Here is a 25,798-nt window from a genome sequence, read left to right on the forward strand (position 1 = left end):
GGGGATCACAACGGATACACCATCAGGCTCGACGGTGTGGGCTGTGCAGGCTGCACTCGATGCCAACATCGATGCCGCGCGCTGCTTCGGGCGGTGCTGCATCACAGATGACAAGAAACCCTTGCGAGTAGAGCGGCCCGTCTTGCGTCAGGCCTGACAAATGAATCCTGATGAGAGAATGTTCATGTGTTGGGATGCGCATGTTATTAGATGTAATAACGTAACACCAGTGGTTAGCGCTCATTACCGGTTGCAAATGATTCTTGTTGGTCAGGCCCAGATGCCTGCGGGGCGGACCAGGCCGAGGCATCGTGCGGGTGCAGGCTTTCCAGGTGGCGAACGTGCACTTGGCTATCGCGGTAACCGCGCAGGCTTGCCTGAATACGCCGCGCAGCGTCTTCGACGAACATCAGGTTCTGCCCGTTGAGCGCTGCGAAAGCCTGTTCGTCAGCCCGTTTTACGGCCGTCTGAACCGGCGTGCGCAAAGCGCCTTCGACTTGGTCGATCAGGGCCAGCAACCCGAGATCCGGGGCATCGGAAGGTACCGTGACGCGCACTCGAGCTTCGCTGCGTTGGCTATGTGGCGTCGCCAGCGACGCGTTGCTGCGCAGCCACTGCGCGACAGCGCTGGCTTCGAGCAGCGGTTGGTCCTTGAAGGTTCGCAGGAAGCCGTCCTCAATCAATTGTCGGGAGAGAGCGGCCGAGCACGGGCAGGTCGAGGAGTAGCCGATCCTGACCTCGATACTCAGGGTCAGTGCCCCGCCGACCTTCGTGGCGAGCACGTGAACCGGGTACGACTTCCAGCCAGAGAGGCCCTCGGTCACCAGCGCAGGGCGGCGAACCAACAAGTCGAAATCCAGGCGCAACCTGGCATTGCGGCTTTCGCAATCCTGATGGCTGTCGATCATCTCCTGCAACAGCGCAAAGAGACTTGCCGGCGACACCGCCGCAGCCTGCCCCCAGGCGTCCAGCAGGCGATACAGCCTGGACATGTGAATGCCTTTGACGTGCGGTGCCGGCAGGTCGACCTGGACATCCGCCCGGGCGTGTAGCTCACGCTGGTAGGTCGGTTCTTGGATCCTTACCGGCAGGTCGATACCCTGCATGCCGACCCATTGCAGCGGGCTGAGGCTGGGGGCCAGGTCGGTGACGGAAACGTCGGGTAATGCTGAGCTCATCATGTATATCCAGTGGTGGGAGCCTTGCACGTGGCAGCAAGGCGTTTGAATCAGTTCCAGCCGGGGAAGGGGTTGGTCAGCTTCATCCAGCCTTCCGGTCCCTGGGCCCTTTCCTCATCGGTCAGAAGCGCGCGACGGGCCCGGCCTGGGACCGGTTGCCGGCCATGGATGGTTCGCAGTCGAGCTAACGATAACGGTTAATGTAGTTAGTTATAACATAACATTAATATCAGATTGCAAATCATGTCCGTGCTCTTGAGCAGGCAAAGGCAGGAAGCCGCTTCGCGTGTGGCTGCTGGAGTGGGAGAAAACTGCTGGACAAGATCGACGCTGACCTGGAACGCGTTGCCCGGGGCGAGCTGAAACGTAGTCGCTCGGGCAATTCCCATGTGCAGGAATGTCACAGGGGGCCGATGCTCAAGGAAGGTCATCGGCATTCATGGGCATTTCCTCGCGTTTGAGCCAACGACAAAAGTGCACAAAAAAGGCCCTGTCCATCGCCTACGGGCCTTTGAAGCGCTTCCGCTATGAGTATCAAGGCTTTTCATACAGAGCCTGATAGTCCTTTCACTGCATTGCTTTGTCAGTGGGGCTTTCAGAAAATTGGAACCGAATAGTTCACGTAAATCCGGTTTTCGGTATTGCGATGGTTGGCCTCGTACACTGTTGTACTATGTCCTTGATTGGCGTCTTTGAGTTCGTTGTCGAAAATGGAAGTACTGTAGGCGGGACGGGTAGGGCTGGTCGTGTTCAACACAGCGCCGGTCTGGTCGCTTGTATCAACCGATACCCGCATGGACAGGCCGAGACGCAGCGGATGGCGCTCTACTTCCTTGGCATCCAGGGCTATGCGCACGGGGACGCGTTGGGTCACCTTGATCCAGTTGCCCGTTGCGTTCTGCGCAGGCATCAGGGAAAAAGCGCTACCTGTGCCGGCGTCCAACCCTACGATCGTGCCGTGAAAGACGGTGTCACGACTGTAAGCGTCGGCGCGAAGCTCGACGGGTTGGCCAATGCGCAAGTCTTCAATCTGAGACTCTTTGAAGTTGGCATTGACCCAGACCTGGTCGACCGGTACCACGGACATCAATGCCACACCGGGGTTGATCCGTTGGCCTACCTGTACACTCCGTTTGGTAATGAGCCCGCTGACTGGCGAGCTGATCTGCGTGCGGTGCAGCGCGATGTAGGCATCGCGCAAATTACTCGCGGCCACAAGCACCTCAGGGTGTGTGCGCAGCGTGGTGTTATCGACCATGGCCAGGCGCACCGCCAGGGCGTGCTGGGTTCCCTCAAGGCCAGCCACAGCGTTTTTCAAAACTTCCTCAGCATGGCTGATTTCTTCCCGGGATACGGCACCGCTGGACGCTAGCTGATTGCGTCGCCGCACATCGTCCTGTGCCTTACGGACGTCGTTCTTGCGTTGGCTGACCTCGGCTTCCAGTTGTTGGACCTGATAGTACTGAGTGCGCGCCTGACGTACCGCCCGCGCGAGGTTCGACTTGGCACGCTCGAACTGGATTTCGGCATCTACAGGATTCAGTGTTACCAGCGGGCTATGAGCGGCAACATAATCCGTGTTGTCGCCATTGATGACCGTCACCGTGCCACTGACTTGAGAGGTGACCTGGACGATATTGCCCTCGACGTAGGCATCATCGGTAGACTCCGCGCCCATACGGGTCGCGTACCAGATACCCAGCGCTACTAACAGCAGCACGATGGCCAGCGCCAACAGCAGCTGCGGGGAACGGGAGGGTTTAGCTTGCTCTGGGGAAGCGGATGCAGGTGTTTTACTGGTCATGATTTTTTGGCTGCTGTGGAGGTGACGTCGGCATCAGGTTGAATTTGAGGGCTATATCCGCCCCCCAGTGCTCGGCTGAGGTTCGCCTGCAACGAAAGTGCGCGAGACTGCAAAGTGACGAGTTGTCGTTTTTCGGCCAGCGTGGCGTTTTGTGTGGCAAGGACCTGCAGGTAAGTGGCCAAACCTGCCGCGTAGCGACTATTCACCAAGTCCGAGGCCGCTTGTGCCGTAGCGACAGCCTCATTTTGTTGAGCCAGGCGTTCCTTCAGCCAACGCAGGGAAGCAATTTGATCAGCAATGTCTCGCAGCGCATCGATGACGGTCTGGTTGTAGTTCTCAACAGCGAGGTCGTAGGCTGCATTCTGTGCATCCAGGTTGCCACGCAGGCGGCCCCCTTCAAAAATTGGCAGACTGATAGCAGGGGACACCCCGAGGATGCGACTGCTGTGGTCGTTGAAGGTGTCGAATGCAAGGCTCTGCATGCCAATGAACGATGTAAGGTTCACATTGGGATAAAAACGCGCCTTGGCGACTTCGATCTCATGCCCTGACGCCTCTACTCGCCAGCGCTGGGCTACGACATCGGGTCGATGGCCGATAAGCTCCGCAGGAAGAATGGTTGGAAGGGTCACGGTGCTGCTTGCACGCATGCGTGGCCGTGTGATCGTTCGACCACGGTCCGGCCCTTTACCCAAAAGCGAAGCCAGTTTGTTCTGGTTGAGCTCGATCACCTCCCTCAGCGCAGCGATGTTCGCCCGGCTGGCAGGAAGCGCCGCTTGAGATTGCTTGATGTCGATCTGCGTACCCAGTTCCGCTTCGAACCGCTGCTGGGTCAATTTCTCGATCTGCTCCTGCTGATCCAGCAGTGCTTGAGCCAGATCGAGTTGTTCATAGTTGTCCTGCAAGGCGATGTAGGTCTGCACCACTGAAGTGGAGAGCATGAGTGCTGCAGCGCGCTCGTCGACCTCCAAAGCATGACGGCGCCCGACTGCAGCTTGCACTGCTTCGCGGTTTTTACCCCAGAAGTCCAGTTCATAGCTCAGATTGAACGTCCCCTGATGGACGTTCTGCCAAGTTCCTTTTGCCGGCGCCGGCGTTGTGCCGTTCGAGCTAAAGCGTTCGCGAGTAACACTCACGCCCACTTCGGCATTAGGCAGCAACGATGCCCCCTGTATGTCTTCAAGCGCATTGGCCTGATGCACGCGCGCGGCCGCGGCACGCAGCGTGGGGCTACCGGACAGCGCTTGCGCGACCAACTCATTCAGCTGCGCGTCGTTATAACTCGTCCACCAGGTTTCGCTTGGCCACGCAGCAGCCGACAACGTGAGGTCACTGTCGGCGAGGGTTTGCTCCATGCCTAGTGGCTCACTCATATGGGCGCTGGTTGTCAGGTCACTGAATGCACAGCCGGAGAGCGCGCCTAATAGTAGGGCAACCGAGATGTACTTGCTGGGGTGCAAGGTGGCTGCAACCCTTGCACTAGCCTGGTGTTTTCTGGTGTTCATGACGGGATTCTCTGACGCTAAAAGGAGGCCTGCGCCTGTCGGCGTAAGTGGTGGATGAAAAAACCTATAAACACTGGCAGTGTCGTTATGGGCGTAAAAAAGCATCGGCACCTCCCGTAAGAGGTTCAGCCGACGCGCAGGCCTCGTACAACGAGTGCAACAGACCGATCAATATCTTCAAGGTTGTCCAGGTTTGCGGTAACCAAGTGCAACCAGGATGTCCCGGTGAGCATCGCTACGGCAGCATCAATGGCTGGCCCGTCGATGATTTCACCTCTACTGACCGCTCTGGCAAAAATGTTCCGCAGCGTTCGCTCGCGGCGAGGAAGAAAGGCCGTCCGAAACTCTTCGATGGCTTCGATATCGAGTTGGATTTCGATAAACACGCTGCGCAGCGTCTCGCCAGCACTGGAAGATCGCCACCACACCCACAAGGACCGCAAGTGTTCGATCAGGTCTTGTTCGAGATCCCCGGTATCTGGGGAGGTTACGAACGTCACAGCGGCACGCTCGTACACATCGCGCAGTAATGCGCCTTTGCTACGCCACCATCGATAGATGGTGGGTTTGCTGGAACCTGCTCGTTCCACCAAAGCGTCCATGGTGAAGGCTTTGTACCCCTTTTCCTTGAGAATGGCAGCCGCCGCATCGAGGATCGCTTCGGTGCTTTGGGGGCTGCGCACAGCTCCGATGGATGACCGGCTCCGAGGCTTGGCAGTTTTGATCGGCTTGGCTGTATCGCTCATGTTGGCTCGCATCAGAGGTCGAGGTAGGCGTGGGTCACAATAGACACTGGCAGTATTTATAGCGTAGTATTTTTTGAGGGTCAACGTGGCAGTTCGTCATGACTCACTGAATTAACAGGCATTCAAGGGTTTTTTGAGGCAGTGTCATGGATACTTTGCAGAACATGCGCACGTTCATGTGCGTAGCGCAGACGGGGAGCTTTACCGCTGCTGGCAAGCAGATGCACCTGGCAGTGCCGACGATTTCCCGCAATATCGCCAAGCTTGAGGAGCATCTGAAAACGCGCTTGATCAATCGCAATACGCGGCAGTTGATCTTGACCGAGGCCGGTGGACGCTACCTCACATGGTGCCGGCGGATTATCTCTACCGTGGATCAGGCTGAAGTCGAGGCGCGGGGTGCGATGTCATTGCCAGAAGGGCGTTTGCGCCTGCATGCGATGGTGGGGGTCGGGGCTCATTTCGTAGTCCCTGCTATCGCTGAACTGCGCAAGCTTCATCCAGCGATTACTTTCGAGCTGACGCTTTCGAACCGTCTCCCAGACTTGCTAGGCGAAGGTATCGATATTGCGATCATTGCCTCCGATCGGCTGCCTGACTCCGGATACATCTCACGGCAACTGGGTAAGACTCAGAGCATTTTGTGCGCCTCGCCATCCTACCTGGCCGCCAATGCCGCACCACAGACGCCTGCAGACCTTATCCGATTCGATTGCCTGCAATTGTCGGTGCCTATGACAGATGCACTCGAGTGGTGCTTTATGTCAGGTGGCCAGACAGAGACGATTCAACCCCGTCCCGCGTTTCTGGAAGTCGACTCTACCGAGGCAATGGTCAGGGCCCTGGAGTCGGGAATGGGGGTAGGGATATTGCCTGCCTTTGCTGCCAGGCCGGCGTTACAGGAGGGGACGCTGGTGCATGTGCTGCCTGATCACCAGCTACAGGAACTGAACCTGTATGCCATTTATGCGGGAAGAGATTACCTTGATGCCAAGATCAAAGCCTTCATTCGCACCCTCAGACGGCTGATGCCTTGAGCAATGCAGAAGGGCGGCGCAGGAGCGCCGCCTTTATTGATTAGAACGGCTACGGCTGATTCAGTTTTCCCTCGGTAACGACTGGCGGTAGCCCAACCCTGAACTGATGCGGTCGCTCCCAGTTGCAGCGCTGCATCAGGAGCCTGCCGATGTCTCGCTGTGCCTCCGGGGCGCTCAAGCAGCCCACACTCGGCACCCATCCTGTTTTCAAGCTGCAGAACAAGCGATCCATTGGCGCATTGTTTGGGCAGTTACCGCGCTGGCTTATGCTTCGCTTGAAGCGGTAACGCCAGACTCGATCGTGTCCCGGGAAGTGGTGTAACTGAACCAGCCGAAGGCGCCCTGCAGGCGAAAGAGGATGGTCATCGTGGTTCTTGGCTAACGTTGAGTTTGCGAAGACCAAACACTCACCAGAGAAACCACGATGACCAAGCCCACTATCGCATTGACCGAGTTGGTTGAGAAAGGGGCAGACGCTGATCTGCTCAAGCAAATGATCCAGTTCGTTGCCCAGCGCATGATGGAATTCGATGTCGAAGGCCTGTGCGGTGCGGGCTTCGATGTCAAAAGCCCTGACCGGACAAACAGCTGCAATGGCTACCGTGATCGCTTGTGGCAGACCCGCGCCGGCGACGTCGACCTGAAGATTCCCAAACTGCGCCAGGGCAGCTACTTTCCTGGCTTCCTCGAACCTCGACGCACCGCCGAAAAGGCCATGGCGGCGGTGATTCAGGAGGCTTATATCCAAGGCGTTTCAACACGCTCGGTGGACGAGCTGGTGAAGGCCATGGGCATGACTGGTATTTCTAAAAGCCAGGTGTCACGACTAGCTGGTGAGATCGATGAGCGCGTTCACGCTTTCCTTGATCGCCCGCTTGAAGGTGACTGGCCCTATCTCTGGATCGATGCCACCTACGTCAAGGTGCGGGAGGCCGGGCGCATCGTCTCGGTCGCCGTAATAATCGCCGTGGCCGTGAACACCGACGGTGGCCGCGAAGTCCTGGGCATGCGGGTTGGGCCGTCAGAGGCTGAGCCGTTCTGGACAGACTTCCTGCGCAGCCTCATGCGACGTGGCTTGCGGGGCGTGAAGCTGGTCATCTCCGACGCCCACGAAGGGCTCAAAGCGGCTGTTTCCAAGGTATTCAACGCGACCTGGCAGCGCTGCCGTGTGCATTTCATGCGCAATGCCATGGCCCACGTCGGCAAAGGTCAGCGCACCATGGTAGCGGCGCTGCTGCGCACGGTCTTCGCCCAGGACAGCCGTGCCGAATGCCATCAGCAATGGCGGTTGGTCGCCGATCAACTGCGCGAAAAGTACCCGAAGATCGCGACGCTCATGGACGGCTGCGAGGATGAAGTGCTGGCTCACATGGCGTTTCCCAAGGCGCACCGGCAGCAGTTACACAGCACCAACCCGCTTGAACGGCTCAACGCTGAAATCAAACGCCGCACCGATGTCGTGGGGATTTTCCCCAACGATCTGGCCATTACACGGCTGGTAGGCGCGATGCTGCTGGAGCAGAACGACGAGTGGTGCCTGCAAAGACGTTACATGCAGTTGGAGGCCTTCGAAGCGGTCAGCGATAATCCACAAGCCAAGCTGTCAGCTGTGATCAACTAAACGGCGAACTCAATGGCAAGAGCCATGATGAGTTACACCACTTCCCGGGACACGATCTTGATCTGAGTCAGGCAATCCGTTGGATTCCGAAACCCGGGAGGTGAAATGGGCATCTGGGCACGAGGAGAAACCATAGGGTTCACTGGTCACGTTAGTGGTGGAATGGGTGTAGGTCCATTGTAGTTGGATTGAAAGCGCAAGGATCGAGTGCTGAAGGTTGATCATGTGGAGAAAGAATTTCGAAATTGAGCACTTTCGGGCGAGGCTGTTCTAAATTTTCGCTAAAAAACTCCAAGTGCTTGCGAGTCTCATAGGAAAAGTTCCGAAATTCCGAAGTCGCGAGGGGGTTAATGGAAACGGACACTGACCCTGGCTCCCTTACATAGCACATTATTTAACATAATACTCATTATGCATAACTGCGTATTAGTCACCGGTACCGCTGGGTGGGCAGATTTAAAGCCAGGTACATGACAGCTCAGGCGCCTTTCCAGCTGTGACAGTACACGGAAGCCTCTTACCCTAATCTCGAAAGTAAATCGACCTAGGCCGATTTTTTTGCCTCATTCCAATCCATCTTGCTGCTCGGATCGCTCTCACAGCCGCAGACCCATTCAACGCTTCTGTCCACCGATGCCATGGATACAAGGCGCTTCCTGGCGCGACGCCAGCGCCTTTGCTATTTCTGAAGACTTGCGAAGGCCGCGTATGCTTACTCATCGATGAAAACACAAGCATCGGCGCGAACTCCTTTTTCTGACCAGAGGTCGAACCTGTGAAATCAGAAGAAACTTTAAGCGCGATGGCCTCGAGTGACTGCGGTTGCGCTGTCAATCCTGTACGGTTCCGAACACGCAATATCGGTGAGATCTGTTTCAGGTAGCTCATCATTATCCAGGTGAAAATAAAGCATGAGATATTTGTAGAGCCTGGTTTTTCCAATCGTATTTGGCTCTGATTGGCACAGACGCCACGACCTTTCAATAGCCTAAATGCCCAGATCAATCCCAATAGACGCTTTCGCCTAACCTTGGCAACCCCTCAACCTAGAGCGGTTTACTCACTCAATAAACGATAAAATCGGTCAAAATCATCGCCCTGTACAGCTCTGTCTCAGTCAGTACACCCGTTAAATCTGCCTGGCGCGCGGGTGCACGCCAGCCATTCTGTATCCTCAAAGCCCAATTCCAGGCTACCTGAGCGCTTCAGTTTGCCACGAAGCTGTCCGATATCAGCGTGCGCCCGCAGCCCGATAACCCAGAGAACCTGAGATAAAGCCAGTCGGTTGCATTGTCGAGCAATAAATACCAAACTACCCTTCTTTTATGTAAGCGCGCGACCCAACTCGACTAAATGAATATTTAGTTGAGTTATACGCATAGCCTGTCTGGAAAGTGCCCTTCACGCTTCCCTCAATATCCGATAACTCTCAGGCCGGGATATTGTGTATTCCTCAGCGCCATTCTTTATTCAGGTTGTCCCATGTCATCGTTATCACCCTGTCTTCGAAAGTTACCGGTGCTTTCTGATGCTGAATTTCCAGCAGCTGACCGAAGAACAGCCGACGGTGCGAGCCTACCTGGCCTCCTTCCCCGCCCCCTAAACGTGGCCGAGGGCTACAGACGACTATGCAACTGGCCGCGCCCTCACCCGCCTTCAATGGGCGACTTTCGTCGGGATGGCAATGATAACGGGTGGTTCCATGTCGTCGGTAAGGCCAACGGGGTTGTCTCCTCTGCCCTCACCCAATGAAACCCACCCGCTGTTGTCTAGGCGGCACGGCCGCAGCTTGCTTTACGCCTGGCGGCTTTTACTAAGCACTTCCAGCCCATTGAACAGCGCCATGCCGGCCAGCATCGCTGCCACAAACAGCCAGCCTTGCCAAAACCCGCCGGCCAGCAGCACCAGGGCCGGCCCTGGGCACACCCCGGCTAGCCCCCAGCCAATGCCGAAGATCAGGCTGCCACCCACTAGCCGTCGGTCAATGTCGCGCCGGGCAGGCAACTGCATCGCGCCGCCGAGCAAGGACACAGCGTGCTGACGCGCCCAAGCCATCGGCAGCAGTGCAACACCGATGGCGCCCACCATGACGAGTGCCAGTGACGGGTCCCACTGCCCCGCGAGGTCGAGAAACCCCAGTACCTTGGTGGGGTTTGCCATGCCCGACAGCAACAACCCCATGCCGAACAGCAACCCCGCGATGAATGCGCTGATCCGGGTCATTTCATGCTCCTGGGTAAAGGTGGCGAACCACGAAGACGGTGGCAAAGCCGGCCGCCATGAAGCACAACGTGGCCACCGCCGAGCGAGGGGACAGGCGAGAAAGGCCGCACACACCATGGCCACTGGTGCAGCCGCTGCCATAGCGGGTACCCACGCCCACCAGAAGCCCCGCGACCATGAGCAACCAGGGGGCCGTACTGAAATGTACCTGGGGCATTGCCGAGAACGCTCGCCACAAAAGTGGCGCCGCGATGATGCCCAGCAGAAACGACAGTTTCTCGCCTTGCCCTTCTCCCGTGCGCTGCAACAGCGAGCCGAGCAAACCGCTGATACCGGCAATGCGTCCGTTCGCCACCACGAACAGCCCGGCGGCCAGGCCTATTAGTGCTCCGCCTGCCAGAGCCGACCACGGTGTGAAGGCAGCCATATCAACCAACATTTCAGTGCTCCCTATCCAACTGCAGAAATGAACCGGTTCCATCTTAACGCTGTGCCTGCACCGCTGGAATCCACCCCTTCGCGACGGCCCTTCGGGCCCATGGCCAGCCACGGGTCCAGATCAGCATGACCGCCCCAGCCAGCCACCAAGCCCATTTTCTTTGCTGGATGACTCATGGTGCCCTCCTGCGCGTACAGGCCTTGATGAAACCGGTCGCCCCCCTGTCACACCCTCATTCTCGTGCGCTGCGCCCCAGCCGCCGCGCCCCCGGCAATGCACTCATGCCGTGCAATACCACGCTGAGCAGAACGCAAGCGATAGTGCACGCGATGATCGTGCCAGCCTCTTGCAACGGCGCATCCAGTATCAGTATCGCGAACACGATGGACGCGAGCCCACGGGGGCCGAACCAGCCGATGAACAAGCGGCTCTCGGCGCTGAGTGTGCTCCCCGCCAGGCTGAACCAGACAGGCAGCATTCGCACCAGCGACAGGCTCGAAAGTGCGTAGAACCAGACGGAGGGTGCCATGATCTGCGAAGCCTTGGGCGCCACATAGGCGCCAAACACCACCCAGGTCAGCAGTGACAGCGCTTCACCGCACGACTCGCCGGTGACGATCAACGGCTGGGTTTCCCGTTTGAACAGGTAACCTGTCAGCAGCCCTGCGCAGAACGCGGCGATAAAACCGCTGCCCCCCAGTGCCTGAGCGCTGGCGAAGCTCAGTAATGCCAGCGCGGGCATCACCAGTTGCTGCCAGGCCTCGATCTGCAGGCAATGGCGTTGCGACAGACGTAACAACCCGCCTACCAACAGCGCAAGCGCCGCCCCCGTGAGAACTCCGATACCCAACTCCTCCAGGAAGAAGTAGCCCGCCAAGGCAAAAGGCATCGTCGAGTGAGCCTCCGTCAACAATGCCAACAGCAAGAGTAGTACCGGCACGCAAATGCCGTCATTCAAGCCGCTTTCGACATTCAGGCTCTCGCGCACATCGGCCGGAACGTCGGGGTTGCTTACGACGGCCTTGCCGAGGGCGGCGTCGGTCGGGGCCAGTATCGTCGACAACAGCGCCATCTCCAGCCAGGGCATCCGTGGGAACATCAGCCAGGCAGCAAGCCAGCCCGCAATCAGTGTCAGTGGCAGCCCCAGGGTCAGCAAGCGCAAGGGCAGGCTACGGGATTGCCGCAATTGGGTCAGGTTGGCCTTGGCGGCATCATTGAACAGGACGATTGAGAGGGTAAGCTCGGCCAGCAAGCGAAGATCGTTGCGGTCCAGCGAAAGGTTCAACAACCCGAGCCCGGAGGGGCCTGCCACCAGGCCTGCCAGCAGAAACAACAGCGGCCCATTGACAGGTTTGGACTCAAGCGCGCCGGCCAGGCTGGCGTACAGCACCAGCAAGGCGGCCAGAACAGCCAGGTTCTGATACATGGCCACGCCTCGGGATCAAAAGCGTATGTAGCAACGCTATCACTACCCGCGCAACGCGACGATCTGAAAGGCGGCAGAAGTTATCTTAGGTCAACTATGCAGGTAATAAAGATCTCGCGTGCCGGTAACGGCCATGGCCCATCAGTGTCATCAGCAGGCTATTGGTGCCTGCGCCCGTCTGGTAGATGCAGTAATCCGCGATGCACTGAAACTCAGGTTCCTGGCCCGGACTCGGCTGGCTATCACTTGGCTTTTATCAAGCCCACCTCAAGGTGCCCGGGTAGGCTCCCGCCCAGGGATATCCAATAAAGGAGAAACACCATGAATCGCCCCGCTCCATCGAGGGTCCGCCTGTATGACGAAGACGATCTGGACAGCGTGCTGCGCTCGATGGCCCGCCAGGCCATGGCCTGCCTGCCTGCGTCCGAAGTGGCACTGGTAGGCATTCAGCGGCGTGGTGAGCCGCTGGCGCAGCGCTTGCAACTGCACCTGCAGGCACTCACCGGTGCTGCGCCCTTGCCGCTCTACCCGATCAAGGTCAAGCGTTATGCAGACGACCTGAGCCTCCTGCATGCCCATACTCAACTCACCGAAAACCCTGAACTCGCCAAGCTCGACCTTGCCGCAACCACCTTGCTGGTGGTCGATGACGTGCTCTACGAAGGGCACTCTCTGCTACGCACCTGCGCCTACCTCGCCGAACTGGGTGCGCGCCACATCATCAGCGCGGTGCTCGTCGACCGCCACGTCTGCCACCAACCGGTGCATGCCGATATCGTCGGCATTCATCTGCAGGTCGCGGCGCAGGATATCGTCGAATGCCATGTGCCCCCCTACGAAGGTCAATTCTGCGTGGAGGTGGTGCGCCATGGCCGAACAGGCGATACCGTCTGATTCAACTGCCAGGTGCAGGCCTGATCGTCAGGATGCTGCACGGCGCATGGCTGACAAGCCGCTCGGTGGTATCGCCGATCAGCTTGGCCCAACGCCTGGCCTGCACGGCGCCGACCACCACCACATCGGCTCCCAGCGCAGCGACATGGGACTTGATGACACGCAACGGCGCACCTTCGCTGAAGAATCGATGGTTGTGGGCGATGCCGTGGGCATCGGCCAACGCATCGAACGGCAACTGCAGCGATTCCCGCAGCTCATCCGCCCAAGGGCCGGCGAGGTCAGGATTTGCCAGCATGGCGATTGGCAGGTCGTAAGCCGAAAGCAGGTTCAGCTGGCCCTGGCATTGTGTTGCCAGTTGCTGACCGGCCATCACCAGTGCGTCATTGAGCGGCGAGGCGTGGGATACATCCACCGCGACCAGCACGCTAGCTGGCATGGCTGGGGCATTCGCCGGTACGAACATCAACGGCACCTCGCTCCCATGCAACAGTACCTGGTCAAGTGAAGTCCGGGCCCGCTGATCGATCAGGGAACAGCCCGAGCAGTCCTTGATCACCAGGTCAGGCGCATAGCGGGCAATGCAGGCCGGCACCAGGTCTCGGGGATCGGAGGTTTCCACGGCCTCGAAACCTGGGCTTGCCCCCCTTGCCGGCTGTTCATCGAGCAGCGCCTTGAGCGCTGTGCTGAAATGCACGAATGAAACGCAAGGCCGCGGGGTTGTCGGCAACTCGTGGCGCAGGCGCAGTTCGCCGGGTTCATGAATACCCAGCACGTGCAGGGCAGCACCAGACGCCGCAGCCAGGGCCATGGCCCGGTCCAGCGCGGCATTGGCTTGAGCCTTGGTCATGATCAGCAAAATCCGGCGATACGGGCTCATCGGGCACCTCCCGGTGCGGCTGCAGGATAGCCTACGCCGCCGCAGCTTCAGCAGCGCGGGGCGCTGTTCCAAAACGGGATGTTCGAACGCATCCTGGTCGCCGACAGCATCAAGCCCTTTCGCCTGCCCGCCCCTTGCCAGGCCCGGCTGGACATCGTCGCCACCAGCGCCCTGGTCGCCGAGCGCCTCCCGCCCATGGCGTAGTCATCCGCACGTTCCTACACCACCAGGATGTTGCAAGGTACCTGGTACAACACATGTTCGGTGGTACTGCCGAACAGACGGTCCAGTCCCCGTGCGATGGGCCGCCCCAGGACCAGTACCTCCACCGGCTGTGATTCGACGTATGCGCTGAGCACCGCGACCGGGCGTCCGAGCACGAAATGGCAACGTTGCGGTGGTGCGCCGAAGCGTTCGGCCAGTTTCCTGAAATCATCCTCCAGCGCTTGGCGCAAGGGCTCGGCAATGTCACCGATGGCCCAGGCGGCATACCCCATATCGCCCATGTAGGCCATCGACAGATCGCAGGCGTGCAGCAGGTCCAGTTGCGCCCCTGTCTGCAAGGCCAAAGCACCGGCCTGCTGGACGATGCTGTCATTTCGGGCTTGCCCCTCTGGCGAGGTGTCGGCCACGTCCACCGCCGCCACGATCTGGCGCGGCAACGCCGGCTGGCTGGCACCGAGCAAGTAGACCGGGACCGGGCAGTGGCGCAACAGTTGCCAGTCAAGCGGCGTGAAGAAGGCGCGCTTGAGCGCAGGCTCATGCTCGACCTGCTTGAGCAGCAGGTCCGGTTGCATCTCCAGCACGTGCTGCAGAATGTCATCCTGCAGGTCGTTACTCCAGGCCACCTCGGTCGTCACCTGCACGCCGGAGGCACGCAGTGCGTTTGCCTGGGCTTCCAGCTGTTCATGCTGAGCAAGCCGATAAGCCTCCCGCTCCGCTTGATGCTTACCGGACTCCAGCAGCCAGAGTTTGTCCAATGACTCGAGCAAGGCGACGATGTGCAGGCTGGCCGATGCCGATCTGGCCAGTGCAACAGCCTGCTCCAGGGCGACCGCCTGGTGCAGCATTGGACGCATGATCAGCAACAGCCGTTGATAGTGACTCATGATGGCCTCCAACGGTGGGCCGGCCTGATCACTCAGGTCGCTCGGGTTGCATCGAGACGGGGCTTTTCGGCCGGCAGTGATTGACCGCTGCTGCCAGCATCCGGTCAACGCTGCCCTTGGCGCTTGATTTTTATCAAGCGTGCAAATGCCCGCAGCGGTGTTCAATGTTGGTCAAGGTAACGGTACAAGGCCTCCTCCTGGTCGAAATGCAGTTTTGCCAAGGTATCCAGGCGTATGAGCTGGTGCTGGATTTCGTCGGCGCTCGGGTTGGCGGCGGCCTGGGCGAAATCCTCGTTCATGCGCGTCAGCAAATGGATCAGTCTGAACATTTCCCGGTGGGTATGGCTGAGCGGCGAGAGCGGATCCTCGCCTCCCATGTAGCGGCTCAACAGGGGGTACAGCTGCTGCTCGTCGTCCCGCTCATGGCGCTCCAGCGAGCCATGCAGGGCGGCGACCAGGCGCCCGAGGTCGGCCCGCGCCTGCTCCGCAGGGCGGCTGGCAAAGTCCCGCGCCATCTGGCTCAGGTCGGTCAACACCCCGTCCAGTTGTCGATGCTCGTCCTGCATGCGCTGCAGGCTCTCGGTCGGCAACCCGTTGTGGCCATCGCCCGCAACCGGGCCGAGGGCGCGAAGGGCGTTGAGGATGATCAACAGGTCGATGCCTTCCTGCAGTACCGCCCCCATCACCGCAGGCAGGTAGCCGGCCGCAGCGAACAGCATGGCCAGCAGCGAGAGGCTCATGCCCACCCACACGCCTTGCCGGGCGATGTGCACGGTGTGTCGGGCGATGTCGAGCGCTTCGATCAGACGATCCAGCCTGTCGACCAGCAAGACCACGCCGGCTGACTGTGCCGAAGCAGTCACGCCGGACGCGCCCATGGCAACCCCGACATCGGCGGCAGCCAGTGCTGGCGCATCATTGATGCCATCCCCGACCATCAGCGTGGGACCTTTTCGGCAACCTTCCTGCACCAGGCGGACCTTGTCCTGCGGTGAGAGGCCAGAGTGAAGCGCATCGATACCCGCTGTCAGCGCGATCATTTGCGCCGTCTGGGGGCGGTCGCCAGTCAGCATGACAATCTGGTCGATGCCGCGGGCTCGAAGCCGGCGCAGGGTCTGAGGGGTTTCCCGACGCACATCGTCGGCCAGCCGCAGCATCGCTTTCAATTCACCGTCCACGGCTACGAAACTGCCACTGCTGGCCAGATAGTCCAGCTGTTGCAAGCACACCTGTGCCCAAGGGCCCGCATCCCTGCCCTGCTGCACGTAAGCCAGCAGCCCCAAGCGCACGGCTTTGCCTTGTACCAGGCCGGCCAACCCTTGGCCTGGCGCCTCCTGCACCTGTTGCGGCGCCGCCAGGCTCAGGCCCCGCGCGAGGGCCGCATCGACAATAGCCCGAGCGATCGGGTGGGTGGATGCCTGGGCCAATGACGCGGCCCACTGCAAGATCTGCAGCGGCGCGCCCTCCCCGTTAAGCTCGATCGATTGCAGCCGAGCATGGCCGCTGGTCAAGGTACCGGTCTTGTCGAGAAAAACCTGGCGGATCCCGGCGAGCGCCTCCAGTACCGCGCCATCGCGCACCAGAATGCTACGCCGCGCCGCTCGCGAGATGCCCGACAGCACGGCAATCGGCACCGCCAATATCAGGGGGCAAGGTGTGGCGACCACCAGCACCGCCAGCACGCGTTGCGGGTCGCCACTGGCCCACCAGGCGAGCGCGGCGATCAGCAACGTCAGCGGGATGAACGCCAGCGCGTAGCGGTCAGCCAGGCGCACGAAGGGCGCCCGTGACTGGCGTGCCGCCTCGGCCAGGCGCACGATGCCGGCATAGGTGCTTTGTGCCGCAGTCTGCGTGGCCACCAGCACCATCGGCGCGCCGGCGTTGCACACCCCGCTGGCCACCGGCTCGCCGCAATGACGAGTGACGGGTAACGACTCCCCGGTCAGCGCCGCCTCGTCCAGGGTGGCCTGGGGACTCTGCAGGCGCCCGTCCACGGGCACGATTTCACCCAGGCGCACCAGCACGGCCTGCCCTGGCCTGACCTGATCCACCGCAACTTCGCGCAGCCCGTCTTGCTCCTGGATCCAGGCACGTTGCGGCGCTCGGTCGATCAGCGCCCGCAATTCGCGCTCGGCATGACGCACGCTGAACGCTTCAAGTGCTCGGCCAGTGGCCAGCATCAGCGCGACCACCGCAGCCACCAGCATGTTCTCCAGGGCCAGGGCGGCGGTGATCGACAGCAAGGCAATCAGGTCGATACCCGCCTCACCCCGGGCTAGGCGCCTGAACATTTCCACCGCCAGGACCCCGGCCATGACCAGGCCACCAGTTGCCCACACCAGCGCGGCCCAGGCAGGCCGCTGCGCCGCATAGGCCACGCCGCCAGTCAGCAGGGCCAGCGTGCAGACCACCAGCAGTGCGGGGTCGAGCCATCGACGTGGCATGGCGGGCTACTTGCGTCTGGCCTGCTGGCGCAGTTGCTGCACTTCCTCCTGAGCCTGAGTTGCCCGCTTTAGGGCCTCGTTGGCGGTCTGCTCGACCAGATCGATGCGGTAACACACTTGATCGGCGCGCAACCTTGCGGTGGCGGCGTTGTTCTCCGCTGATTCCAGGCGCGCATCGTATTCCTGGGCGCGCCACGCCGTGCAGCCGGACGCGGTAACCAGCAACAGGCTTGCCCACCCGCAAAGCACATAACGTCGCATGTCGGTACCCTCGTGCATGGCCAGGACACGCTAAGTATCGATGGCGGCGTGCGCCGCACGCCTGACATTTGTCAACCGCGACCGGCCTGTTCACCCGGTTTGACCTTTATCAATCGCGCTGGGGGGCACAAGGGTAGAAACAAAGACTCAGGGCACCGCCCCTACCCTATCTGCTACCGGAGCCGATCATGAACGACCTTGACCTGCGAGACCTTGTGCTCGAAGAGCTGGAATTCAAACCCGATATCAATGCAGCCAGCATCGGTGTGACGGTGCAGAACGGCGTGGTGACCCTCTCCGGGCACGTCAACAGCTACGCCCAGAAAGTCAGTGCCGAGCGCACGGTCAAGGCCATGAAAGGCGTGCGCGGCCTGGCAGAGGAGATAGAGGTACGCCTGAACAAGCTCGAAGGTACCGCTGACGACACGATTGCCAGCCGTGCCCTGAACATCATCGCCTGGAGCTCGGACGCCAACGTGGAGGGCATCCAGGTCACCGTGCAAAAAGGGACGGTGACCCTGGAAGGCCAGCTCGATTGGCAATACCAGAAGGAAGTGATCGAACAGGCGGTCTTGCGCCTGTCGGGTGTGGTTGGCGTACACAACCGCATCACCCTCAAAGCCCGGGCCGACGTGGTCGATATCAAGCGCCACATCGAGGACGCACTCAAGCGCAGCGCCGAAATCGAGGCCGAAGGCATCCGCGTCACGGTCGACGGTGGTGTGGTCAAGCTGGAAGGCAAGGTGCACTTGCTGCGCGAGCGAGAAGTGGTCGAGCGTGCGGCCTGGTCGGTGCCGGGCGTCAGCAAGGTCGAAGATTATCTGTTGATCGCCTAGCGCCGCCGCGCCGAGGACAGATGGCCATGAACAAGGATAAGCCCTGGACGCTCTACCTCCTGGCAGTTGGCCTGGCAGTGCTCGCTGCCGTGCAGTTCGGCCTGTTCAGCCAGCCGGCCGTGCAAGCCATTCCTTACAGCCAGTTCCTGCAACTACTCGATCAGCAGAAGGTCAGCGACCTGCATATCGAGCACGAGCGGATCCTCGGCAGGCTGCAGGAGCCGATCGATGGCCACTCGGTATTCTCCACCGTTCGCGTCGACCCGGCTCTGAGCGAGCAGCTGGGACGCTCTGGAGTCGCGTTCTCTGGCGTCGTCGAGGGCAACACGGTAGCGACCGTGATGGGCGCGTTGATGCCGCTGTTGATGATGCTGGCGCTGTGGTACTTCCTGTTTCATGGCCTGGGGCAGAAACAGGGGTTGGGCGGGTTGATGGGGGTGGGCAAGTCGCGTGCGCGGGTCTATGTCGAACACGACACCCAGGTGACTTTCGCCGACGTGGCCGGTATCGACGACGTCAAGGGCGAGCTGACCGAGATCGTGTCCTTCCTGAAAAACAAGGCGTGGTATGCGCGCCTTGGCGCCCATGTGCCCAAGGGCACGCTGCTGGTAGGCCCACCCGGCACCGGCAAGACCCTGGTCGCCAAGGCCATCGCCGGGGAAGCAGCGGTGCCATTTTTCTCGATTTCCGGCTCGGAGTTCGTGGAGATGTTCGTGGGCGTGGGTGCCGCCCGGGTGCGTGACCTGTTCGACCAGGCCCGCCAAGCGGCGCCTTGCATCATCTTCATCGATGAGCTGGATGCCCTGGGCAAGATGCGCGGCGTCGGCAGCTTTGGCGGCAATGACGAGAAAGAGCAAACCCTCAATCAGTTGCTCGCCGAGCTCGACGGCTTCGACCCACGGGAAGGCGTGGTGCTGTTGGCAGCGACCAATCGCCCGGAAGTGCTGGACCCGGCGCTGCTGCGTGCCGGGCGCTTCGACCGGCAGATTCTCATCGACCGGCCCGACCGCAAGGGCCGCCTGGCGATCCTGAAAGTCCACCTGCACAAGATCATCTACAAGAACGACCTGGACTGCGAGCGGATTGCCGAGATCACCCCGGGCCTGACGGGCGCCGACCTGGCCAACCTGGTCAACGAGGCTGCCATCGTTGCCACCCGGCGATCCAGCCAGTGGGTCGAGTTGCAGGACTTCACCGCTGCGGTCGAGCGACTGGTGGCGGGCATCGAGCGCAAAGGCAGCGTATTGCGCAGCGACGAGCGCCAGGTGGTGGCGTACCACGAAATGGGCCATGCCCTGGCCGCCAGTAGCCTGCCGGCGATGGACCCGGTGCACAAGGTGTCGATCATTCCCCGCGCCGCGGGTTCACTGGGCTACACCCTGCAACGGCCGACCGATGACCGCTACCTGATCAGCACGCAGATGCTGCGTGACCGCCTTGTCGTGCTGATGGCCGGGCGCGCCGCCGAGCACCTTGTGTTCGGCCAGGTCTCCACGGGGGCCGCCGACGACCTCGGGCGCGCCACCGATATCGCCCGCCAGCTGGTCACCCGCTTCGGCATGAGCCCGGTACTGGGCCAGGCGGTCCTTGAGCGCCAGCAAGCCGGCTATCTGGGTGACTCGCTGTTGCGTCAGGAGCGCAAGGACTACTCGGAGCAAACCGCGCGCGAGATCGACCTCGCTGTCCGCGGCTTGCTCGAAGAAGCCTATGGCCGCGCCCGGGCTTTGCTGGAGCAGCGCCGCGACGACCTGGATGCAGGCGCGCGTCTGTTGCTGGCCAAGGAGACCATCACCCCCGAAGAATTCCCGGCGTTGCAACCGCAAGCCAATGAGCCCGCCACCTATGTGCTGGTCGATGCAACGAAATGAACCGCCGATCCTGGCCAGGGTACCTGCGATGCTCTTTGTCACGCTGATCAATATGCTGGTGGTGATCCTGGTGGTGATCATTCATTACGAATGCCTGCTGCGCCTGAATGACTGGCTACCTCGGCTCAAGCTCTGGAGCCGCTTTCGCATCGTCGCAGGCGTGTTCGGCGCGCTGCTGGCCCATGCCCTGGAGGTGTGGTGTTTTGCCTTGGCCTATTACCTGATGGCCCATGCCCCAGGCTGGGGCACGCTCAGCGGCAATTTCGACGGCAGTTTCCTGGACTGCGTGTATTTTTCCTTCACCACCTACACCACCATAGGCTTCGGCGATATCGCCCCCACTGGCCACCTCAAGTACCTCACCGGCCTGCAGGCGCTGACGGGCCTGGTGCTGATCACCTGGACCGCCTCGTTCCTGTTCCTGGAAATGCAGAAGTACTGGAAGGCCAAGTAAGGCGGGGTCAGGCACGCGACGCTGATGTCCAGCGCCATTGCGCAACTTCAGGCATGTCTTCGCCATGTTCGATGAGGTAGAGCTTGTGCTTCTCCATCGTGGCCCAATAGCGGGCGCGGGCCTGTTCGAGCTGGGGCTGCAAACGTGGCACGCGCTCGAACACATCGAGCAGCAGCTGGTAGCGGTCCAGATTGTTGATGACTGCCATGTCGAATGGCGTGGTCGTTGCGCCCTCTTCGCGAAAGCCCCGGACATGAAACCGTTGCGGATTGGCGCGTTTGTAGATCAGGCGGTGGATGAGCGCCGGATAGCCGTGGAAGGCAAAGATGACCGGTCGATCTTCGGTAAACAGCCCGTTGAAATCGCTGTCGGACAGCCCGTGAGGGTGCTGTTGCGACAGTTGCAGCGCCATGAGGTCAACGACATTCACCACCCTCACACGCACGTCTGGAGCCTGCTCTTGCAGCAGTGTAACCGCCGCCAGTACCTCCAGTGTCGGCACATCGCCCGCGCAGGCAAGCACCACCTCGGGCATCTCGTCATCATGGCAGGCCCAGCCCCAGCGCCCTATACCTGATTGGCAGTGCACGGCGGCCGCTTCGCAATCGAGCCATTGCCACTCCATCTGCTTGCCGGCAACGATCACATTGATGTACCCACGGCTGCGCAGGCAATGCTCAGCCACCGACAACAGGCAGTTGGCGTCAGGTGGCAGATAGATCCGCGCAAGGTTGGCCTTCTTGTTTGCCAGCAGGTCGAGCAAGCCCGGGTCCTGGTGCGAGAAACCATTATGGTCCTGCCGCCAGACATGCGAAGTCAGGAGGATATTCAATGAGGCGATCGGCTTGCGCCAAGGCACCTCGGCAGCTGTCTTGAGCCATTTGGCATGTTGGTTGATCATCGAATCGACGATATGGATGAAAGCTTCGTAACAGGAAAACAGGCCATGGCGGCCCGTCAGCAGGTACCCCTCAAGCCAGCCCTCGCAGATGTGCTCACTGAGGATCTCCATGACCCGCCCCTGTGCCGAAAGGTGTCTATCATCGCTGGCCCGAGCATCCAGCCACACCTTGTCGGTCACCTCAAATACCGCATCCAGACGGTTGGACGCCGTTTCGTCAGGGCCGAACAGGCGGAAATTCTGCGACGCAAGGCTGTTCTTCATGACATCGCGTACATAACCACCCAGCACTCTGGTCGCCTCGGCCCGCACCTGACCAGGGCCCGGCATCGGCACGCAGTAATCGGCGTAGTGCGGCAAATCCAGGGCCCGCAATAAGAGACCGCCGTTGGCATGGGGGTTCGCGCTCATGCGTCGCCGGCCAGTTGGGGTCAGCGCGGCCAACTCAGGCAACAACGTACCCTGTGCGTCAAAAAGCTCATGGGGGCGGTAACTTTCCAGCCATTGTTGCAGCTGCATCAGGTGCGGCGGTTTGTCAAGGTCCGCCAACGGCAACTGATGGGACCGCCAGGTGCCCTCTACGCGTTGCCCATCCACGTACCTGGGCCCCGTCCACCCTTTGGGGGTACGAAGAATCAGCACCGGCCACAAGGGCCTGTCGACCACCTTCGGGTCTTCGGCATGCCGCGCGAGGCGCTGGATCTGGCTGATCTTCTCGTAGATGACATCCAGCGTCCTGGCCAACGCGCGATGGACCTCCATAGGCTCGTCACCCTCGACAAAATACGGATCATAACCATAGCCATACATGAGGCTGGTCAGCTCCTCCTCGCTGATCATCGACAGCACGCTGGGGTTGGCGATCTTGTAACCGTTCAGATGCAAGATGGGCAGCACCGCGCCGTCGCGGGCGGGGTTGAGGAACTTGTTGCAGTGCCAGCTGGCAGCCAGTGGCCCGGTTTCGGCCTCACCATCACCAATGACGCACGCCACGATCAGTTGCGGATTGTCCAGGGCGGCACCATAGGCATGGGCCAGCGAATAGCCCAGTTCGCCCCCTTCGTGAATTGAGCCAGGCACATGGGGACCGACATGGCTGCCAATGCCATAAGGCCAGGAAAACTGCCGAAAGAGCCGGGCCATTCCAAGTGCGTTGCGCTCGACCGATGGGTTGAGCTCGGTGTAGGTACCGTCGAGGTATGCCTGAGCGACCAGGGCAGGACCGCCGTGGCCAGGCCCCGTGACAAACAGCACATTGAGGCTGTACTGGCGAATCAACCGGTTCAGATGGGTATAGACGAGGTTGAGCCCCGGGGAAGTCCCCCAGTGGCCCAGCAGCCGAGGTTTGACATCGGCCAAGGTCAAGGGCCTGGTCAACAAGGCATTGCCCTGCAGATAGATCTGGCCAACGGTGAGGTAGTTCGCCGCCCGCCAATAGGCATCCAGGCTTTCGAGCTCTTCAGTACCGGGGAAATCACTCATGCCAGCCTCCTTTCATAATCGCGCACGGGGCGCTCAAAGGTCTTCGCCGCGAAGATCTTCCTCCCGCCGGCTCTGTTGACGGATCAGCAGTCACAGTTCGTACAGGTGGTCCGACAGCAGGCCCATCAGGTCGTCCGCCGTGGCGATTCCGACCAGCAGACCGAGATCATCGACGACCGGAATGCGTCGGACAGTGGCGCGCCGCGGCATAGATGGAGATACCGGGTGGTGCGATGACCACGTCCCGGTTGCAGTATTTGCCAATGGACATCATGTGCTACCTCCACAGGCGGAGCCTCCTTGCTCCTCGATGCGGTGAGGATGGGTGATCATTTACCGCTCTTGATCGGAATCACCTTTTCCGGATGGATGGCTTCGGCGCGTTTGGGCAGGTGCACCAGCAGCACGCCCTTGTTGAACTGAGCGTTGATCTTCTCGGCGTCGACTTCACGGGGCAGTTGGAAAACCCGCTCGAAGCTGCCGTAATGGCGCTCGGACAGGTGATATGCCTTGCGTTTTTCGTCCACTTCTTCCTGTTTCTCGCCGCGGATCAACAGGTTGCCATTGACGAGCTTGATCTCGATATCCTTGTCGTCCACGCCAGGCAACTCGGCGCTGATGCGGTACTCCTCGGCCAGCTCGCTGATGTCCATGGCCGGCATGCCGTGGGTGAACAGGTCACGCCGCCAGAAAGGTTCGACATCGAACGGTGTGTGGCTGAACGGCATGCGCATCGGCCGCCGTCCAAAATCCTCGAACAGGCTGTCGATCTGATGGCGCAATTGCTGGAAGGGCCGCCACAGCTCCGAAGGTTCGACGCTGGGCGGCGAAGCTTTGGTTGGCTGGGGGGCGGCGGGGGTAACAGGCACTTTCTTGGCAACTTCTGACATGGCGACCTCCTCGAATGAGTAATGCCTCCCAGGGAGACGCTTCGATCATGCGCCGTGGGGCAGCAGCCCATTTGACCTTTATCAACAACGTGAAGTCCCTGCCGCCCGCTGGTTTGATCCTGATCAAAGTGCCGGATTGCCCACGGTCTAGGCTGATTACAGCAAGTCATCCTTACAGTGCGAGGCAGTCATGGACCGCGAGGGTGCCAGCGTTCGCTTGCTCCAGACATTGCCCGGCCTGGGCATCCAGCAATTCGTGCGCCTGGCCCTTTGCAGCCAGCCATGCGGCGAGGCAATGGCTGGCCAGTACTGCGTGCTCAGTGGTCGTACCGAGTGCTGGCCGTGCAGTTACGTGACCCTACCTGGCGTGGCCGGGCAATTTATCGTCAGCACCCAGAGCGCGCAGCCCTTGGGCCGTGCGGGGGAGCTGCTCGACTATTCCGGGCCGCTTGGCAGCGCTTGGCCGTTGCCCCTGCAAAGCACAAGGTTGCTGGCCATCAGTCGCGCCGACGGCCTGCTGCCGTTGTTGGGTGCGCTGGATGAGATTCGCTGCTGGCTGCCCTGGTTACAATTGCAGCTGTCACATGACGGCATTGCGGCCGAACTGCTGCCAGACGATTGTCGAACCTGGCTGTCGGCACTGTCGCCATTGTCGCGTGACTACAGCAGTGGCTGGTGGCAGACCAGGCATTTGCTGACCACTTTCCGCCCGGACACGGTGTACTGTTGCGCGCCGCCACAGGTGGCGCGCCAAGTGGCACGGTTGTGCTGGCAAACTGGCGTAGCCGCGCAGCGTATCTGGATACGCACAGACCATGTGTCACGCCCGATCTGGGTGGGGCACTCCCCCGAAAGCTGGCCTGTGCAACGCTATGACCGGGTGCTTGCCGCGCTCAAGTGGGCTCCTCCAGGCGGGTCAGGTTGACCAGGCCTTGCATGTCGATGAGCCTGACCTCACGCCCGGCGCACAGCATGAAACCTGCATGGACGAAACGGCTGAACAGTCGGCTGACCGTTTCCTGCGTGAGGTCCAGGTAGTTGGCGATATCACCACGGGACATGGGCAGGTTGAACACATCAGCCTGCAAGCCTCGCGCCTGGTAACGCGCGGACATGCCCAGCAGGAAGATCGCCAACCGCTGTTCGGCACGCCCATGGCAGCAGCGCAGGTGCTCGTCCTTGCCCTGGATCCCCAGGCTGAGCATGTGCAGCAACTGATAGCGCAGCCCTGAAATCTGGCCGGACAGGTCCACCAGTTGGTCCAGCCTGATGGCGCAGACCAGCGAGATTTCCAGGGCAACGGCAAAGCTTCGGTAACAACTGGCACCAATAGCGTCCAGCCCGAGCATTTCCCCCGGCAGGAGAAAGCCGGTCACCCGCTCGGTGCCCTCGGCATCGAGCAGAAAATTCTTGATCGCCCCGGAGCGCAAGGCATACACGTGCTCCATGGGTTCATTGGCCTTGAACAGGTACTCACCCCGCTTCAACGGCCGGTTACGGCGGACAATTCGCTCCAGCTTGGCCACTTCGTCGGCACTGAGGCTGGCTGCCAGGCAAAGCCGGCTCAACGAGCACGCAAGGCACTTGACCTGGAGCTTTGCTCCCATTTCCGCAAGGCCTGACATGATGATGCCTCTGCTTTTTTGCAGGCGTGTATCTATTGAAGTTAGCGGTTCCACTAAACGTTAGCGGTCTGTCCGACCAAGGGTCGGACGCTATCCCCGGCTATACCCGCTTTTTTCTATCGGTTTGACAAGTCATGTGGGAAGCAATTGACAACTGTCAAGTCAGCGATGGGCC

General features: G+C 60.5%; 22 protein-coding genes and 1 pseudogene. 8 read left to right on the forward strand and 15 right to left on the reverse strand.

Annotated elements, in window-relative coordinates; all coding sequences use genetic code 11:
* Nucleotides 1–233: 233 nt before the first annotated feature.
* The 4 genes from folE2 to REH59_RS14775 form a co-directional block, all read right to left on the reverse strand.
* Entirely contained in the window at nucleotides 234–1,178 is a 945-nt protein-coding gene (gene folE2 / locus REH59_RS14760; RefSeq protein WP_128573883.1) for a GTP cyclohydrolase FolE2, read from the reverse strand.
* A gap of 595 nt (nucleotides 1,179–1,773) precedes the next feature.
* Nucleotides 1,774–2,982 (reverse strand): efflux RND transporter periplasmic adaptor subunit, encoded by a 1,209-nt coding sequence (locus REH59_RS14765; RefSeq protein ID WP_320450316.1) that lies wholly within the window; start codon nucleotides 2,980–2,982, stop codon nucleotides 1,774–1,776.
* A complete protein-coding gene (locus tag REH59_RS14770) occupies nucleotides 2,979–4,487 on the reverse strand; it encodes an efflux transporter outer membrane subunit (RefSeq protein ID WP_121783475.1) in 1,509 nt (502 codons plus the stop codon). The genes REH59_RS14765 and REH59_RS14770 overlap by 4 nt, the downstream gene beginning before the upstream one ends.
* Nucleotides 4,488–4,612: 125 nt before the next feature.
* Nucleotides 4,613–5,233: a TetR/AcrR family transcriptional regulator gene (locus tag REH59_RS14775; RefSeq protein ID WP_014861976.1), complete on the reverse strand. Its 621-nt coding sequence runs from the start codon at nucleotides 5,231–5,233 to the stop codon at nucleotides 4,613–4,615.
* A gap of 146 nt (nucleotides 5,234–5,379) precedes the next feature.
* Between REH59_RS14775 and REH59_RS14780 the strand changes: the two genes are divergently transcribed.
* A complete protein-coding gene (locus REH59_RS14780; protein WP_014861977.1) occupies nucleotides 5,380–6,270 on the forward strand; it encodes a LysR family transcriptional regulator in 891 nt (296 codons plus the stop codon).
* Between the two features lie 49 nt (nucleotides 6,271–6,319).
* Here REH59_RS14780 and REH59_RS14785 read toward each other — a convergent pair.
* Nucleotides 6,320–6,568: pseudogene (locus tag REH59_RS14785) on the reverse strand (IS3 family transposase); the annotation flags it as partial.
* 126 nt (nucleotides 6,569–6,694) lie between these two features.
* On the opposite strand from REH59_RS14785, the gene REH59_RS14790 reads away from it, so the two are divergent.
* Nucleotides 6,695–7,891: an IS256 family transposase gene (locus REH59_RS14790; protein WP_014861978.1), complete on the forward strand. Its 1,197-nt coding sequence runs from the start codon at nucleotides 6,695–6,697 to the stop codon at nucleotides 7,889–7,891.
* A gap of 1,794 nt (nucleotides 7,892–9,685) precedes the next feature.
* Here REH59_RS14790 and REH59_RS14795 read toward each other — a convergent pair.
* The 3 genes from REH59_RS14795 to REH59_RS14805 all read right to left on the reverse strand — a co-directional run bounded on the left by REH59_RS14795 (nucleotide 9,686) and on the right by REH59_RS14805 (nucleotide 11,979).
* On the reverse strand, nucleotides 9,686–10,114 hold the full coding sequence (locus tag REH59_RS14795; protein ID WP_004577360.1) for a DUF6691 family protein: 429 nt from the start codon (nucleotides 10,112–10,114) through the stop codon (nucleotides 9,686–9,688).
* A 1-nt stretch (nucleotide 10,115) separates the two neighbouring features.
* Nucleotides 10,116–10,553 (reverse strand): YeeE/YedE family protein, encoded by a 438-nt coding sequence (locus tag REH59_RS14800; RefSeq protein WP_014861979.1) that lies wholly within the window; start codon nucleotides 10,551–10,553, stop codon nucleotides 10,116–10,118.
* A gap of 232 nt (nucleotides 10,554–10,785) precedes the next feature.
* Complete coding sequence (locus tag REH59_RS14805) at nucleotides 10,786–11,979, reverse strand: cation:proton antiporter (protein ID WP_014861981.1); 1,194 nt, start codon at nucleotides 11,977–11,979, stop codon at nucleotides 10,786–10,788.
* Between the two features lie 321 nt (nucleotides 11,980–12,300).
* Between REH59_RS14805 and REH59_RS14810 the strand changes: the two genes are divergently transcribed.
* Nucleotides 12,301–12,873, forward strand: a complete 573-nt coding sequence (locus tag REH59_RS14810) for a bifunctional pyr operon transcriptional regulator/uracil phosphoribosyltransferase PyrR (RefSeq protein WP_014861982.1) — start codon at nucleotides 12,301–12,303, stop codon at nucleotides 12,871–12,873.
* 1 nt (nucleotide 12,874) lies between these two features.
* On the opposite strand, the gene REH59_RS14815 is transcribed toward REH59_RS14810, so the two are convergent.
* Nucleotides 12,875–13,753, reverse strand: coding sequence for a universal stress protein (locus REH59_RS14815; protein WP_014861983.1), 879 nt, complete (start codon nucleotides 13,751–13,753; stop codon nucleotides 12,875–12,877).
* A gap of 78 nt (nucleotides 13,754–13,831) precedes the next feature.
* On the opposite strand from REH59_RS14815, the gene REH59_RS14820 reads away from it, so the two are divergent.
* Nucleotides 13,832–13,957 (forward strand): hypothetical protein, encoded by a 126-nt coding sequence (locus REH59_RS14820; protein WP_014756736.1) that lies wholly within the window; start codon nucleotides 13,832–13,834, stop codon nucleotides 13,955–13,957.
* A gap of 14 nt (nucleotides 13,958–13,971) precedes the next feature.
* Here the strand turns inward: REH59_RS14820 and REH59_RS14825 are convergent, their stop codons facing one another.
* The 3 genes from REH59_RS14825 to REH59_RS14835 form a co-directional block, all read right to left on the reverse strand.
* Nucleotides 13,972–14,862, reverse strand: a complete 891-nt coding sequence (locus REH59_RS14825; protein WP_004374598.1) for a universal stress protein — start codon at nucleotides 14,860–14,862, stop codon at nucleotides 13,972–13,974.
* Nucleotides 14,863–15,023: 161 nt separating this feature from the next.
* Entirely contained in the window at nucleotides 15,024–17,306 is a 2,283-nt protein-coding gene (locus tag REH59_RS14830) for a heavy metal translocating P-type ATPase (RefSeq protein ID WP_014861984.1), read from the reverse strand.
* Between the two features lie 6 nt (nucleotides 17,307–17,312).
* Nucleotides 17,313–17,567, reverse strand: a complete 255-nt coding sequence (locus REH59_RS14835) for a hypothetical protein (protein WP_004374594.1) — start codon at nucleotides 17,565–17,567, stop codon at nucleotides 17,313–17,315.
* Between the two features lie 188 nt (nucleotides 17,568–17,755).
* Between REH59_RS14835 and REH59_RS14840 the strand changes: the two genes are divergently transcribed.
* From REH59_RS14840 to REH59_RS14850, 3 genes are read left to right on the forward strand one after another with little or no spacing between them, the layout of a single operon-like run.
* The gene (locus REH59_RS14840; protein WP_004374591.1) at nucleotides 17,756–18,403 is read left to right on the forward strand and encodes a BON domain-containing protein; all 648 of its coding nucleotides are present in this window, start codon (nucleotides 17,756–17,758) and stop codon (nucleotides 18,401–18,403) included.
* Between the two features lie 26 nt (nucleotides 18,404–18,429).
* The gene (gene ftsH / locus REH59_RS14845) at nucleotides 18,430–20,271 is read left to right on the forward strand and encodes an ATP-dependent zinc metalloprotease FtsH (protein ID WP_128573893.1); all 1,842 of its coding nucleotides are present in this window, start codon (nucleotides 18,430–18,432) and stop codon (nucleotides 20,269–20,271) included.
* 28 nt (nucleotides 20,272–20,299) lie between these two features.
* Nucleotides 20,300–20,725, forward strand: a complete 426-nt coding sequence (locus REH59_RS14850) for a potassium channel family protein (protein WP_088513168.1) — start codon at nucleotides 20,300–20,302, stop codon at nucleotides 20,723–20,725.
* Nucleotides 20,726–20,732: 7 nt separating this feature from the next.
* Here the strand turns inward: REH59_RS14850 and REH59_RS14855 are convergent, their stop codons facing one another.
* Together REH59_RS14855 and REH59_RS14860 are read right to left on the reverse strand one after the other, a co-directional pair.
* Nucleotides 20,733–23,108 (reverse strand): phosphoketolase family protein, encoded by a 2,376-nt coding sequence (locus tag REH59_RS14855; protein WP_014861987.1) that lies wholly within the window; start codon nucleotides 23,106–23,108, stop codon nucleotides 20,733–20,735.
* Nucleotides 23,109–23,437: 329 nt separating this feature from the next.
* Nucleotides 23,438–23,998 (reverse strand): Hsp20/alpha crystallin family protein, encoded by a 561-nt coding sequence (locus REH59_RS14860; RefSeq protein ID WP_014861988.1) that lies wholly within the window; start codon nucleotides 23,996–23,998, stop codon nucleotides 23,438–23,440.
* 190 nt (nucleotides 23,999–24,188) lie between these two features.
* Here REH59_RS14860 and REH59_RS14865 point away from each other — a divergent pair, with 190 nt between their 5' ends.
* Nucleotides 24,189–24,923: a hypothetical protein gene (locus tag REH59_RS14865; protein ID WP_014861989.1), complete on the forward strand. Its 735-nt coding sequence runs from the start codon at nucleotides 24,189–24,191 to the stop codon at nucleotides 24,921–24,923.
* Here the strand turns inward: REH59_RS14865 and REH59_RS14870 are convergent.
* Nucleotides 24,892–25,623: a transcriptional regulator FNR gene (locus tag REH59_RS14870; RefSeq protein ID WP_012052286.1), complete on the reverse strand. Its 732-nt coding sequence runs from the start codon at nucleotides 25,621–25,623 to the stop codon at nucleotides 24,892–24,894. The genes REH59_RS14865 and REH59_RS14870 overlap by 32 nt on opposite strands.
* Nucleotides 25,624–25,798 lie beyond the last annotated feature (175 nt).

It is taken from the genome of Pseudomonas sp. BO3-4, assembly GCF_034044115.1.
Lineage (GTDB): Bacteria > Pseudomonadota > Gammaproteobacteria > Pseudomonadales > Pseudomonadaceae > Aquipseudomonas > Aquipseudomonas alloputida.

Bases quoted from the DNA above. Each gene is read 5' to 3' on its own strand.
- folE2 (WP_128573883.1), bottom strand. From the start codon at position 1,178: ATGAGCTCAGCATTACCCGACGTTTCCGTCACCGACCTGGCCCCCAGC.
- REH59_RS14820 (WP_014756736.1), top strand. From the start codon at position 13,832: ATGTTCGAACGCATCCTGGTCGCCGACAGCATCAAGCCCTTTCGCCTG.
- REH59_RS14780 (WP_014861977.1), top strand. From the start codon at position 5,380: ATGGATACTTTGCAGAACATGCGCACGTTCATGTGCGTAGCGCAGACG.
- REH59_RS14835 (WP_004374594.1), bottom strand. From the start codon at position 17,567: ATGCGACGTTATGTGCTTTGCGGGTGGGCAAGCCTGTTGCTGGTTACC.
- REH59_RS14860 (WP_014861988.1), bottom strand. From the start codon at position 23,998: ATGTCAGAAGTTGCCAAGAAAGTGCCTGTTACCCCCGCCGCCCCCCAG.
- REH59_RS14855 (WP_014861987.1), bottom strand. From the start codon at position 23,108: ATGAGTGATTTCCCCGGTACTGAAGAGCTCGAAAGCCTGGATGCCTAT.
- REH59_RS14825 (WP_004374598.1), bottom strand. From the start codon at position 14,862: ATGAGTCACTATCAACGGCTGTTGCTGATCATGCGTCCAATGCTGCAC.
- REH59_RS14800 (WP_014861979.1), bottom strand. From the start codon at position 10,553: ATGTTGGTTGATATGGCTGCCTTCACACCGTGGTCGGCTCTGGCAGGC.
- REH59_RS14795 (WP_004577360.1), bottom strand. From the start codon at position 10,114: ATGACCCGGATCAGCGCATTCATCGCGGGGTTGCTGTTCGGCATGGGG.
- REH59_RS14850 (WP_088513168.1), top strand. From the start codon at position 20,300: ATGCTCTTTGTCACGCTGATCAATATGCTGGTGGTGATCCTGGTGGTG.
- REH59_RS14765 (WP_320450316.1), bottom strand. From the start codon at position 2,982: ATGACCAGTAAAACACCTGCATCCGCTTCCCCAGAGCAAGCTAAACCC.
- REH59_RS14865 (WP_014861989.1), top strand. From the start codon at position 24,189: ATGGACCGCGAGGGTGCCAGCGTTCGCTTGCTCCAGACATTGCCCGGC.
- REH59_RS14810 (WP_014861982.1), top strand. From the start codon at position 12,301: ATGAATCGCCCCGCTCCATCGAGGGTCCGCCTGTATGACGAAGACGAT.
- ftsH (WP_128573893.1), top strand. From the start codon at position 18,430: ATGAACAAGGATAAGCCCTGGACGCTCTACCTCCTGGCAGTTGGCCTG.
- REH59_RS14870 (WP_012052286.1), bottom strand. From the start codon at position 25,623: ATGTCAGGCCTTGCGGAAATGGGAGCAAAGCTCCAGGTCAAGTGCCTT.
- REH59_RS14830 (WP_014861984.1), bottom strand. From the start codon at position 17,306: ATGCCACGTCGATGGCTCGACCCCGCACTGCTGGTGGTCTGCACGCTG.
- REH59_RS14770 (WP_121783475.1), bottom strand. From the start codon at position 4,487: ATGAACACCAGAAAACACCAGGCTAGTGCAAGGGTTGCAGCCACCTTG.
- REH59_RS14790 (WP_014861978.1), top strand. From the start codon at position 6,695: ATGACCAAGCCCACTATCGCATTGACCGAGTTGGTTGAGAAAGGGGCA.
- REH59_RS14840 (WP_004374591.1), top strand. From the start codon at position 17,756: ATGAACGACCTTGACCTGCGAGACCTTGTGCTCGAAGAGCTGGAATTC.
- REH59_RS14805 (WP_014861981.1), bottom strand. From the start codon at position 11,979: ATGTATCAGAACCTGGCTGTTCTGGCCGCCTTGCTGGTGCTGTACGCC.
- REH59_RS14815 (WP_014861983.1), bottom strand. From the start codon at position 13,753: ATGAGCCCGTATCGCCGGATTTTGCTGATCATGACCAAGGCTCAAGCC.
- REH59_RS14775 (WP_014861976.1), bottom strand. From the start codon at position 5,233: ATGAGCGATACAGCCAAGCCGATCAAAACTGCCAAGCCTCGGAGCCGG.